Origin of the sequence: Burkholderia sp. LFS061 (genome assembly GCF_047978125.1) — a bacterium.
GTDB classification, from domain to species: domain Bacteria; phylum Pseudomonadota; class Gammaproteobacteria; order Burkholderiales; family Burkholderiaceae; genus Burkholderia; species Burkholderia pyrrocinia_C.
This window is the reverse complement of record NZ_JBFPFS010000012.1, coordinates 1-12,178: the sequence shown is the minus strand read 5'-3', so window position 1 is coordinate 12,178 and position 12,178 is coordinate 1. Positions and strand designations below refer to the sequence as shown.

Genomic DNA, 12,178 nt, shown 5'->3' with positions numbered 1-12,178 from the left:
CACTTCCCACCGTCCAGGAGAGCCTGTCCATGTCCGCTTCCAGCAGTTCGCAGAAATTCATCGCGCGCAATCGTGCGCCGCGCGTGCAAATCGAGTACGACGTCGAGGTCTACGGCTCGGAGAAGAAGGTTGAGCTGCCGTTCGTGATGGGCGTGCTCGCCGACCTGTCCGGCAAGCATCCGTCCGAGCCGCTGCCGGCCGTGACGGATCGACGATTCTTGGAAATCGACATCGACAATTTCGATGAGCGCATGAAGGCCATCCGACCGCGCGTCGCGTTCGCGGTGCCGAACACCCTGACGGGCGAAGGCCAGATGATGGTCGACATGACCTTCGAGAGCATGGAGGACTTCTCGCCTGCCGCGATCGCACGCAAGGTCGAGCCGCTGCGCCAACTGCTCGAGGCGCGCACGCAACTCGCGAACCTGCAGACCTACATGGACGGCAAGTCGGGCGCCGAAGCGCTCGTTACGCAACTGCTGCAGGATCCGGCGCTGCTCAAGTCGCTGGCCGCGGCACCGAAGCCCGAGCGTCACGACGACGGTGCAGCCGACCACAGCGAAGCGAACTGACCGACGAACCGATCGAGGAAGACCATCATGGCGAAACAGCAAGCACAGGCCGCCCAGGCGCAGGTGGCCACCCAGTCCGATTTTACGCAACTGCTCGAGAAGGAATTCCGTCCGAAGACCGAGCAGGCACGTGAAGCAGTTGAATTTGCGGTTCAGACGCTCGCGGAACAGGCGCTGAGCCAGTCGATCACGATCAGTGACGATGCGTACAAGAGCATTGCGGCCATCATCGCGCAGATCGATCACAAGCTCTCCGAGCAGATCAATCTGATTCTGCATCACGAGGACTACCAGGCGCTGGAGTCGGCATGGCGCGGTCTGAACCATCTTGTCTCGAACACGGAGACCGATGAGCACCTGAAGATCCGTGTTCTGGACGTCTCGAAGACCGAACTGCATCGCACGATGCGCCGGTACAAGGGGCTGGCGTGGGATCAAAGCCCGCTCTTCAAGCAGATCTACGAGCAAGAGTACGGCCAGCTTGGCGGCGAACCGTACGGGTGTCTTGTCGCCGACTACTATTTCGACCATACGCCGCCCGATGTCGACCTGCTGGGCTCGATCGCGAAGGTCGCCGCGGCGTCGCATACGCCGTTCATCACGGGTGCGGCGCCGTCCGTGCTGCAGATGGAGTCGTGGCAGGAGTTGGCGAACCCGCGCGACCTGACGAAGATCTTCACGCAGAACCTCGAATATGCCGCGTGGAATTCGCTGCGTAACACCGAGGATGCGCGTTACGTCGGTCTCGCGATGCCGCGGTTCCTCGCGCGTCTGCCCTATGGGGCGAAGACCAATCCGGTTGACGAGTTCGATTTCGAAGAAGACACGAACGGCGCGAACCATAGCCGCTACGGTTGGGCGAACGCAGCGTACGCGATGGGCGTCAACATCAACCGCTCGTTCAAGCAGTACGGCTGGTGCTCGTTGATCCGCGGCGTCGAGTCCGGCGGCACGGTCGAGAACCTGCCGTGTCATACGTTCCCGACCGACGACGGCGGCGTCGACATGAAGTGCCCGACCGAGATCGCCATCTCGGATCGCCGTGAGGCCGAACTGTCGAAGAACGGTTTCATTCCGCTCGTGCATCGCAAGAACACCGACCACGCAACCTTCATTGGTGCGCAGTCGCTGCAAAAGCCGGCCGAGTATCACGACGCGGATGCGACCGCCAACGCGAACCTCTCCGCCCGTCTGCCATACCTGTTCGCGTGCTCGCGTTTCGCGCACTACCTGAAGTGCATCGTGCGCGACAAGATCGGCGCGTTCAAGGAACGTGAGGATATGCAGCGCTGGCTCAACGAATGGGTCATGCACTACGTCGATGCCGATCCCGTCAACTCGTCGCAGGACACCAAGGCCCGCAGGCCGCTTGCAGCTGCCGAGGTGCTCGTCGAGGACGTCGAAGGCAATCCGGGCTACTACCAGGCGAAATTCTTCCTGCGTCCGCACTTTCAGCTCGAAGGGCTGACGGTTTCGCTGCGGCTTGTGACCAAGCTGCCTTCGATCAAGGAAGCGGCTTAATTCCGAAGGTTGGCCCTCTTTGGCCGGACGTTAAACCATCTTCTCTCGTGGTGTCCGGCCTTTTTTACTCACTGAAGGAGCATTGGCATGGCACAAGACATTTTCCTGAAGATCGATGGCATCAATGGCGAATCGCTCGACGACAAGCACAAGGACGAAATCGAAGTCCTGAGCTGGGACTGGGAAATCCTGCAGGAGTCGACGATGCACGCCGGCAGCGGCGGCGGCGCAGGCAAGGCGACGGTCAAGGATCTGACGTTCGAGCACAACATCGATCGCGCGAGCCCGAACCTGATGAAGTACGCGCTGACGGGCAAGCATATCGACCAGGCCACGCTCGTGATGCGCAAGGCCGGCGGCAACCCGCTCGAGTACCTGAAGTTCACGATGAGCGACGTGATCGTCACGCGCGTGAAGCCGTCGGGCAGCAAGCTGGACGCCGAAAAGAGCCGCGAGACGGTGTCGCTGTCGTTCGCGAAGGTGAAACAGGAGTATGTCGTGCAGAACGCGCAGGGCGGCAGCGGCGGTGCCGTCACGGCCAGCTTCGACATCAAGGGCAACAAGGAAGCGTAAGCAGGCGTCACGCTGCGCGTCGGCACAATTGTCTTGCCGCACGCGCAGCGCCTGCCTGCGTATCTCAAGGTGAATTCTGCATGCGTTCGATTCTGACTGCCGCCTCGCTCGCCAGCTTAACGATTCTCTCGGCCTGCGTGAGCGGCGAGCCGAAGCCCAAGGAACCGATCCGGCTTGAGCTGACCGTCAACGCCCGGGCCGACGTCAACCCGGATGATCGCGGCCGGGCAGCGCCGATAGTCGTACGCCTCTATGAGCTGAAGAACGATAACGCCTTCAAGGCAGCAGATTTCTTTACGTTGCAGACGCAGGACAAGACGGTGCTGGCCGACGATGTCGTCAAGCGTGACGAGCTGCAGTTGCGCCCCGGCGAGCACCAAACGATTGTGCGGCGACCCGCGGCGGACACGACCGCCATTGGCGTGATTGCGGCGTATCGCGACCTGCCGAATTCCGTCTGGCGGACGGTCTACACGATGCCTGCGTCGCCCGATAAGGCGTGGTACCGCATCTCCACGCCGAAGCTGAAACTCACTATCGATCTTGAGGCCAAGGCCGTCACGATCGAGGAAGCCAAGAAATGAATCACGTCGCTCAACGAAACGGACGATACGCATGAGCTGGTACGCCAAGGTCGCCTGGCAGGAAGGGCTGTTTTTCCGTCCGCAACTGTTCCAGCAACAGGATCGCTACTTCGAGAAGTACGCGCACATGCGTGCGGCGCCGCTGTCGCCGTTCTTCTTTGGCTTTGCACACTACGCGCTCGACGTGGAGTCGCTGGCGCTGGGTAAAGTGATCGTTAAGTCCGCCGCTGGCGTGTTCGCCGACGGCTCGCCGTTCGATGCGCCGGGCAACACGCCGTTGCCGCCGCCGCTGACGATCCGGCCGGAGCATCTCGATCAGGTGATCTATCTGGCGGTGCCGGTCCGTCTGCCGAACTGCGAGGAGACGACGTTCGAGAACACGCCGGATTCGCTGGCGCGCTACCTCGTGTTCGATACCGAGTTGCGAGACACGAATTCGATCGGCCTTGCGCCCGAGCCGGTGCAACTGTCGAACCTGCGCTTGCGCCTGATGCCCGAGAAAGAGCTCGGCGATGCGTGGATCGGCCTTGCGCTCACGCGCGTGAAGACCATTCGCGCGGACGACAGCATCGAGCTCGACGACACGCTCGTTCCTCCGGTGTCGGGCTATGGTGCGAGCGGCTTGCTGACCAGCTGGGTCACGAAGATTCACGATCTCGCACGCCTGCGCGCGAATGCGCTCGCGCAGCGGCTGGCGGGCACCGACGACACCACGGCGAGCGCCGCGACGGTCACCGACTACCTGCTGCTGCAGATCCTGAACCGGTATGAGCCGCTGCTGCAGCACATGCTGCGCGTGCCGACCACGTCGCCGGCCGACGTCTATGCGCTTTTGATCGGCATGGCAGGCGAGCTGTCGACCCATCTGCGTACGGATACGCGCCGGCCGCTCGACACGCATCCGCCTTACCAGCACACGACGCCGCACCTTTGCCTGAAGCCGGTTGTCGACGATACGCATCGACTGCTCAACGCCGTGCTGGTGCGCAGCGCGCAAAGCATTGCACTCGAAGACCGCGGCCACGGCATGCGAAACGCCGTGGTCGATCCGGTCGACATGCAGGGGTTTACCCGGCGCTGACGCTGGGCCAACCGCATCGCGATCCAATCGAGTCTTGCACGCTCACGCGTGAATCGGACGATCGCATTCGGCTCGTGCGCGGCGAAACGCTGACCGAGACTTACGAGCGGCACGGAACGCGTTTCGTGCTCTCGAAGATCGAGGACCGCTCCGGCAACGAGGTGACGCTGGCGTGGGTGGAGGGCTTGCTTGCACGGATCGAGGTGGCAGACATCGTCGCGGCGGTGACGCACGACAACGTCGGCCGCATCATGCGCGTCGCGTTGGTCGACAAGACCGGAGCGGCAATCCGAACGCTTGCGCGCTATCGCTATGACGAGGCAGGCGATCTGGTGGAGGCAACCGACGAGAATGCGGCGTCGTGGAGTTACGCGTACGCGCATCACCTCGTGACGCGTTACAGCGACCGCACTGGACGTGGGATGAATTTGGAGTGGGACGGGACGCACCTGGACGCGAAGGCGATTCACGAATGGGCTGACGACGGCACATTCGACACCCGTCTGACCTGGCACGATCAACTGCGCTTGACCTTCGTGACCGACGCGCTTGGCAATACGACCCAGCAGTACTACGACATCGACGGCTATGTGTACCGGATCGTCTATCCGGACCACACCGAAGAGTGGTTCATGCGTAACGCGGACAAAAACGTGACGCGACACGTGCTCCCTGACGGAACCGAGGAATCGTTCACGTGGGACGAGGCAGGCCAGATGACTTCGCACACGCAGCGTGACGGACGCGTCGCGTATTACGTGTACGACCGGCATGGCAATTTGACGGGGTTGCAGGATCCGGAAGGTCATCGCTGGGAGCGGTACTACGACAGCAAGGGCCGCGTGACCGAGGCGCTTGACCCGCTCGGGCGCGTAACGAAGTATGAATACGATCGCGCCGGACTGCCGGTCGCGATCACTGATCCGAAGGGTGGCACGACGAAGATCGCATGGAGGACCGACGGACAGATTGCGAGCTACACCGACTGTTCGGGCAAGACCGCCACGTGGAAATACGACGACCGCGGTCGGCTTGTTCAGCAGCAGAACGCGGTCGGAGAAATCACCCGGTACGGCTACGAGGCCGGTCAGCTTGCGTGGGTAACGCGGCCAGCGGGTTTGCGCGACACATTTGCGCGCGATGCCGAGGGCAGGCTGCTCGAACACGTGGATGCGCTGAACCGATCGACGCGTTATTCCTATACTGCGGCTGGCTTGCTGGCTAAGCGACTTAACGCGCGCGGTGATTCAGTGGAGTATGGCTGGAACCGGCTCGGACAAATCGCGACGCTGCGCAACGAAAACGGACGGGAGTACCGGTTCGGCTACGACACGGCGGGTCGTCTCACCAGCGAAACGGATTTCGACGGACGCGAGACGCGGTATTACCGTGCGGCGGGCAGCGGACTCGTGACGAACCGACTGTACGGCGGCGTTATGCATGCGTTCGAATACGACGCGATGGGTCGGCTTGAATCCCGACGCGGCTGGCCGGCACAGTTCACGGACCGTGGGCAAGTCTTCTTGAATCCGCAAGGTGAGGTGACTGTCGAGAGGGAGTCGTTCAAGTACGACGGTCTGGGCCGGCTGGCGCTCGCGGTCAATGATCAATCGCGCGTGCAGTGCTTCTACGATCCAGTGGGAATTCTGGCGCGCGAGCACATGCTCATGCGGGTCGAAGGAAGCGAATACGAATTCGTGTGGCGGCACGAGTATGACGAAGTCGGGGCGCGAGTTGCGACCATTCGGCCGGATGGTCATCGGTTGGACTGGCTTACCTACGGTTCCGGTCACGTGCATGGTGTGATGCTCGACGGGCGGACCGTTGCAAACTTCGAGCGCGACGACGCACACCGTGAGACGCAGCGCGAGCTCGGTAACGGACTGACGCAAACGACGCATTATGACGAGGCTGGCCGACTCGCGCGGCAACTGCTGCAAGGCACGGGCCGCAAGGTGATGGAACGCCGCTACCAGTATGACGCCGCAGGCCAGCTGACCCAGATTGCAGACCTGCGGCGCGGCGAGATGCAGTACGCGTACGATCCGATAGGCCGGCTGACACGCGCGCAATCATCGCTCGGGGTCGAGACGTTCTCGTTCGACCCGGCGAGCAACATCGCCGAGGCGAAGGAGCGCGACGAACACGGCATCGGCGTGTTGGGTGGGGCACGATCCGCACCTCTGCTGGACAATCTGCTGAAGGACTATGCGGGAATCCATTTCGCTTACGATGAAATGGGCAACCTGAAGCAGCGCACGCGAAACGGCGAGCGCACGGACTTCGAGTGGAGCAGCCTTGGCCGGATGGTGTCGGCACGCGATCGACACATGCAGGCGACGTATACGTACGACGCGCTCGGCCGGCGCATTGCGAAGCTAACCGAACCGTTGGTGCCGTATCTCGCGGGCGCTGGCAGTGGCTGGCGGGATGCGGAACGGCAACGTCTGAAGCAGGAGCGTGGCTACGGTTTCACGTTGTACGGTTGGGATGGCGACATGCTGGCGTATGAGACAGCGTGGGAGAGACGGGAGACGACGCACTACGTGTATGAGCCGGGGAGTTTCACGCCGCTTGCGCTGGCCACGGGGCCGGCGATGTTGGACGACGGCGATGTCGCCGCGTCGGCGTTTGCGCGCATCGCTTACTACCATTGCGATCAGATTGGCACGCCACAGGAGGTCAGTGACGAATCGGGGGAGGTCGCCTGGTCCGTCCGCTACAAGGCGTGGGGCGAGGCAAGGGAGGTTATCAGCGGCGCGGCACGTAAGGCTGGCATTACGAACCCGCTGCGCTTCGCGGGTCAGTACTTCGATCGTGAGACTGGCCTACACTATAACCGGCACCGGTATTACGACCCGGCCACCGGCAGGTTCATCAGTAAGGACCCCATCGGGCTTGCCGGTGGGTTCAACCCATACCAGTACGCGCCTAACTCGACAGGCTGGATCGATCCGTTAGGGCTAAAATGTCGACCCGACGTCTCGTCTCGAGCTGCTCGCCGCGAAGCGATGAGGCAAGCTGGAATTCCGACAAGCCAGCAACCGATTGCTCAGTCAAGGAATGCCTCCGGAATGGAATACAGGTATGAAGTTCCGCAAGCCGGAGGTGGGACAGTACAGGCCACTGTGCAGCAGCAAACGATGGACGTAAGTCACTTGGACGAGCACCATTGGGAGGCGGGCAAGGTTAAGGTGGATCCGATCACCGGCGAGGCTAGAATGAACGATTATGGTAGACCCAAAATCGCCAATCCGAAAGGAAAGGCATATTACGGGGGCTGCGATGATTGATCCCAAAGCAGACAGGTACAAAAAGGAGCTTTTGTACCGAAGGGTTCGTGGGAAAACGATTCTCAATGAATATCTTCGCAAGGTCGCTGCGCTGTTTTCAGTTGGTGCTCAAAAAGAAATTATTCCATTGGATAAAACAGACGCCATATTGGAAAAGTTTAAAGATGGGAGTGCGCGCCTTCGCACGAGGAAGCGACGCATTTCTTTACGTGGAGTTGGGGTGGCTCTATCTAAAATAAAGAAAAGCAATCTTGATTCATTTTACGTTTTAATTGACGACGACTGGAAATACTGTGGAGCTCTTCTTGTTAAAAACATGGGGAGTATAGATATTTCACTCCGATTTGGGGAGGTCGTACTTAACGATCTTTTATTCATTTCCGATGATCTGTCAAAGGCAATGAGTCTTGATTTTTTTGAGATGGATGGAATATCTCTGGTGGATGTTACTGAGTGGCGACGATAGACGGGGCTGCCCTATAGCCGCGCAATGTAACTATGTTCGGCGGTGGCGGCATAATCAACGACGCCATTTGCGCCCGCCCCGTGCGGGCGTCCTTTTATGCGCAAGGTGAGGTGACTGTCGAGAGCGAGTCGTTCAAGTACGACGGTCTGGGCCGGCTGGCGCTCGCGGTCAATGATCAATCGCGCGTGCAGTGCTTCTACGATCCAGTGGGAAATCTGGCGCGCGAGCACATGCTCATGCGGGTCGAAGGAAGCGAATACGAATTCGTGTGGCGGCACGAGTATGACGAAGTCGGGGCGCGAGTTGCGACCATTCGGCCGGATGGTCATCGGTTGGACTGGCTTACCTACGGTTCCGGTCACGTGCATGGCGTCATGCTCGACGGGCGGACCGTTGCAAACTTCGAGCGCGACGACTCACACCGTGAGACGCAGCGCGAGCTCGGTAACGGACTGACGCAAACGACGCATTATGACGAGGCTGGCCGACTCGCGCGGCAACTGCTGCAAGGCACGGGCCGCAAGGTGATGGAACGCCGCTACCAGTATGACGCCGCAGGCCAGCTGACCCAGATCACGGACCTGCGGCGCGGCGAGATCCAGTACGCGTACGACCCGATCGGTCGACTGACACGCGCGCAATCATCGCTTGGGGTCGAGACGTTCTCGTTCGACCCGGCGAGCAACATCGCCGAGGCGAAGGAGCGCGACGAACACGGCATCGGCGTGTTGGGTGGGGCACGATCCGCACCTCTGCTGGACAATCTGCTGAAGGACTATGCGGGAATCCATTTCGCTTACGATGAAATGGGCAACCTGAAGCAGCGCACGCGAAACGGCGAGCGCACGGACTTCGAGTGGAGCAGCCTTGGCCGGATGGTGTCGGCACGCGATCGACACATGCAGGCGACGTATACGTACGACGCGCTCGGCCGGCGCATTGCGAAGCTAACCGAACCGTTGGTGCCGTATCTCGCGGGCGCTGACAGTGGCTGGCGGGATACGGAACGTCAACGGCTGAAGCAGGAACGTGGCTACGGCTTCACGTTGTACGGTTGGGATGGCGACATGCTGGCGTATGAGACAGCGTGGGAGAGACGGGAGACGACGCACTACGTGTATGAGCCGGGGAGTTTCACGCCGCTTGCGCTGGCCACAGGGCCGGCGATGTCGGACGACGGCGATGTCGCCGCGTCGGCGTTTGCGCGCATCGCTTACTACCATTGCGATCAGATTGGCACACCACAGGAGGTCAGTGACGAATCGGGGGAGGTCGCCTGGTCTGTCCGCTACAAGGCGTGGGGCGAGGCAAGGGAGGTTATCAGCGGCGCGGCACGTAAGGCTGGCATTACGAACCCGCTGCGCTTCGCTGGCCAGTATTTTGATTCCGAGACGGGTCTTCACTATAACCGGCACAGGTACTATGATCCGAGTAGTGGACGGTTTGTATCGAAAGACCCGATTGGGCTCGCGGGTGGCATCAACGTCTATCAGTACGCGCCAAATCCGGTCGGCTGGATTGATCCGTTGGGGCTGTCGAAGCAATGTGCGAAATGCTTGCCAAGTTGCAATGACTATACGTCCCGTGGGCTGAAAAATGAGGAGGAGATGGCTCGTGAGCTTTCCGGGCAAATCAACCAGAATTCAGTGACATTCTCTACACCGACGACACAGGGCCACATCGATTTGCAAGGGGCATCACATTTCGACAAAGCTACTGGTGTCGATATTCCGACCCCGCACGTCCAGACTCGGAAAATAAATGTCGGGCCAAACGGTCAGGTGACTACGTCGAAAAAGACAGAGGTTACAAGGGCGGCGACCAAGCAAGATGTTCGAGTGGCGAGGGAGCTGGCAAGACGAAAAGGGTTGTGCAAATGAGCGATTTAATAGCTGCGTTGCAGCGCTGGTATACATCCCAATGCAATGATGTTTGGGAGCACTCTTATGGTGTGGAGATTGTCAATATCGACAACCCGGGCTGGAGGGTCAAGATAAATGGTGCTTCAGTCAGGAGACCGACCGATATCAACATTGAGCGTGACGACGAGGATTGGATCAGGATAAGCGCCACCGAAACGGAGTTCATCGGATACGGCGGTCCTGGTAATTTGCAGGAAATTCTGAAGCTTGCTATGGATTGGCTTCAGTAACAACAAGGGCCGCGGTTGCGGCCCTTGTTGTTATCGAGGTTGGCGGAGATCCGGGGAGATGGTGATCTGCTCCGCTTGTTCTACTGCGGGAGCGATCTGTGCGGCGGTAATGGTGAACTTGCCGTGTTCGACGTGAACGTGGAGCTTCTGTCCGGCGTGGAAGCCGACATCGTGTATCAGCCAGCGGCCGGCGATCTTGAGCCAGAGGTGTAGGGGCTCGCAACTCTCGTCATAGATGGCCCTCATTCCGTAACGACCGATGTCTCGCTTGCGCTGCCTGGTGATGAAACGTTCCGTGATGGGTGGACGTGCTTTAAGATTGGCGTCAGCCATGATCAACTCCTGGAGTGAGTTGGTGGTGGTCAGCGGGCCGTAACCGAACCGTTGGTGCCGTATCTCGCGGGCGCTGGCAGTGGCTGGCGGGATGCGGAACGGCAACGTCTGAAGCAGGAGCGTGGCTACGGTTTCACGTTGTACGGTTGGGACGGTGACACTCTGGCCTATGAGACAGCGTGGGAGAGACGGGAGACGACGCACTCCGTGTATGAGCAGGGGAGTTTCACGCCGCTTGCGCTGGCCACAGGGCCGGCGATGTTGGACGACGGCGATGTCGCCGCGTCGGCGTTTGCGCGCATCGCTTACTACCATTGCGATCAGATTGGCACGCCACAGGAGGTCAGTGACGAATCGGGGGAGGTCGCCTGATCTGTCCGTTACAAGGCGTGGGGCGAGGCAAGCGAGGTTATCAGCGAAGCAGCACGCAAGGCAGGAATCAGCAACCCGCTGCGCTTCGCGGGCCAGTACTTTGATTCCGAGACGGGTCTTCACTATAACCGGCACAGGTACTATGATCCGCTGACGGGCCGCTTCATCTCGAAAGACCCCATCGGCCTGCATGGAGGGATCAATGTCTATCAGTACGCGCCCAATCCGACGGGGTGGGTTGATCCGCTAGGGTTAACCGGTTTTGAACCTAAGGTTCTAACTAGCGGAACTGTCTTTAGAAATGCATCGGGGACCCCCGATAGTCTGACTCCGAGCTTAGGAAAAGACACGACCCGAGTCGATGGGAAAGAGCCGGGCTTGTCGGCAGCCACTTCGGAAGCGGGATTGGACAGCGGGAAATATGTCGAGCTGGACGTCGGCAAGCTTTGTTCGTGCGGGCTTCAAGCGACGCATGATAAGCCGAATGGTCACGTGACCATTCGACCGATAAACGATCCGACCGATTCCAAATTAACAGACTGGGCGAAGTCCAGAGGAGGCGGCTCGACGTATTCTCTGACAGAAGGTATATTGGGAGCAGTCACCGGTCGGGGGAAAAAGTGATGGCGACTGATATCCAATCCTATTTGTCAGACTATGTGGCAAGGGTAAAATGTGCCATTGAAAAGAGGGTCAAAATTGAGTCATCAAATTCAGGATTTTACCAAAACTCTCTCGGCGGCACGGCATACGTAAGCTTCTACCCAAAGGAGATCGATCTAACACTTGATCTGACAGGTGTAGGTGATAAATATAGGGTAACCGCCGATCTGACGGATCAAGAGGGAAAAGTGATTTCTGGAGATATCTTTAAATTCGACGGGAATCCAGAGTATTTGTGCATGGAGCTTGACGCGTTCTTCGCTGATTTGGTTAAGTTGGTTTCGGATTGCCTTTAAATGAATGAGATGGCCGCGTTAGCGGCCCCTCGTTCGTCTATAACCGGCATCGGTATTATGATCCGAGTAGCGGACGGTTCGTATCGAAAGACCCGATCGGGTTAGCCGGCGGCATCAACGTCTATCAGTACGCGTCCAATCCGACAGGATGGGTTGATCCTCTAGCAGGCTGTTGAAAAACGCCTCGTCTTGATCACGAGGTCGCTGCGCAAAAGGATTTCGTATGCGATTGGCTGCTGAGTTGGCGACGGATCGTCGAAGCTGGACCGCTC

General features: G+C 59.6%; 12 protein-coding genes and 2 pseudogenes. 13 read left to right on the top strand and 1 reads right to left on the bottom strand.

The window, feature by feature from the left end:
• Window positions 1-29: 29 nt before the first annotated feature.
• The 9 genes and pseudogenes from tssB to ACNQQL_RS13575 all read left to right on the top strand — a co-directional run bounded on the left by tssB (window position 30) and on the right by ACNQQL_RS13575 (window position 10,242).
• Window positions 30-572: a type VI secretion system contractile sheath small subunit gene (tssB, locus tag ACNQQL_RS13615; protein ID WP_204421215.1), complete on the top strand. Its 543-nt coding sequence runs from the start codon at window positions 30-32 to the stop codon at window positions 570-572.
• A gap of 27 nt (window positions 573-599) precedes the next feature.
• The gene (tssC, locus tag ACNQQL_RS13610; protein ID WP_204421214.1) at window positions 600-2,093 is read left to right on the top strand and encodes a type VI secretion system contractile sheath large subunit; all 1,494 of its coding nucleotides are present in this window, start codon (window positions 600-602) and stop codon (window positions 2,091-2,093) included.
• An 87-nt stretch (window positions 2,094-2,180) separates the two neighbouring features.
• Window positions 2,181-2,666 (top strand): Hcp family type VI secretion system effector, encoded by a 486-nt coding sequence (locus ACNQQL_RS13605; protein WP_347064394.1) that lies wholly within the window; start codon window positions 2,181-2,183, stop codon window positions 2,664-2,666.
• A gap of 80 nt (window positions 2,667-2,746) precedes the next feature.
• Window positions 2,747-3,250, top strand: a complete 504-nt coding sequence (gene tssJ / locus ACNQQL_RS13600; RefSeq protein WP_347064393.1) for a type VI secretion system lipoprotein TssJ — start codon at window positions 2,747-2,749, stop codon at window positions 3,248-3,250.
• A 31-nt stretch (window positions 3,251-3,281) separates the two neighbouring features.
• Window positions 3,282-4,322, top strand: a pseudogene (tssK, locus tag ACNQQL_RS13595) (type VI secretion system baseplate subunit TssK); the annotation flags it as partial.
• 134 nt (window positions 4,323-4,456) lie between these two features.
• On the top strand, window positions 4,457-7,624 hold the full coding sequence (locus ACNQQL_RS13590) for an RHS repeat-associated core domain-containing protein (protein ID WP_347064392.1): 3,168 nt from the start codon (window positions 4,457-4,459) through the stop codon (window positions 7,622-7,624).
• Window positions 7,617-8,090 (top strand): hypothetical protein, encoded by a 474-nt coding sequence (locus ACNQQL_RS13585; RefSeq protein WP_347064391.1) that lies wholly within the window; start codon window positions 7,617-7,619, stop codon window positions 8,088-8,090. Before ACNQQL_RS13590 ends, ACNQQL_RS13585 begins: the two co-directional genes overlap by 8 nt.
• A gap of 32 nt (window positions 8,091-8,122) precedes the next feature.
• A complete protein-coding gene (locus ACNQQL_RS13580) occupies window positions 8,123-9,970 on the top strand; it encodes an RHS repeat-associated core domain-containing protein (protein ID WP_347064390.1) in 1,848 nt (615 codons plus the stop codon).
• The gene (locus tag ACNQQL_RS13575) at window positions 9,967-10,242 is read left to right on the top strand and encodes an immunity 53 family protein (protein WP_124613831.1); all 276 of its coding nucleotides are present in this window, start codon (window positions 9,967-9,969) and stop codon (window positions 10,240-10,242) included. The genes ACNQQL_RS13580 and ACNQQL_RS13575 overlap by 4 nt, the downstream gene beginning before the upstream one ends.
• Before the next feature lie 30 nt (window positions 10,243-10,272).
• Here ACNQQL_RS13575 and ACNQQL_RS13570 read toward each other — a convergent pair whose 3' ends face one another.
• A complete protein-coding gene (locus tag ACNQQL_RS13570) occupies window positions 10,273-10,575 on the bottom strand; it encodes a SymE family type I addiction module toxin (RefSeq protein WP_347064389.1) in 303 nt (100 codons plus the stop codon).
• Between the two features lie 54 nt (window positions 10,576-10,629).
• Here ACNQQL_RS13570 and ACNQQL_RS13565 point away from each other — a divergent pair, with 54 nt between their 5' ends.
• The 4 genes and pseudogenes from ACNQQL_RS13565 to ACNQQL_RS13550 form a co-directional block, all read left to right on the top strand.
• Window positions 10,630-10,947: an RHS domain-containing protein gene (locus tag ACNQQL_RS13565; protein WP_416392615.1), complete on the top strand. Its 318-nt coding sequence runs from the start codon at window positions 10,630-10,632 to the stop codon at window positions 10,945-10,947.
• 39 nt (window positions 10,948-10,986) lie between these two features.
• Complete coding sequence (locus ACNQQL_RS13560) at window positions 10,987-11,571, top strand: RHS repeat-associated core domain-containing protein (RefSeq protein WP_416392618.1); 585 nt, start codon at window positions 10,987-10,989, stop codon at window positions 11,569-11,571.
• The gene (locus tag ACNQQL_RS13555; RefSeq protein ID WP_347064388.1) at window positions 11,571-11,906 is read left to right on the top strand and encodes a hypothetical protein; all 336 of its coding nucleotides are present in this window, start codon (window positions 11,571-11,573) and stop codon (window positions 11,904-11,906) included. Before ACNQQL_RS13560 ends, ACNQQL_RS13555 begins: the two co-directional genes overlap by 1 nt.
• 38 nt (window positions 11,907-11,944) lie before the next feature.
• Window positions 11,945-12,070 (top strand): annotated as a pseudogene (locus ACNQQL_RS13550) (RHS repeat-associated core domain-containing protein); the annotation flags it as partial.
• Window positions 12,071-12,178 lie beyond the last annotated feature (108 nt).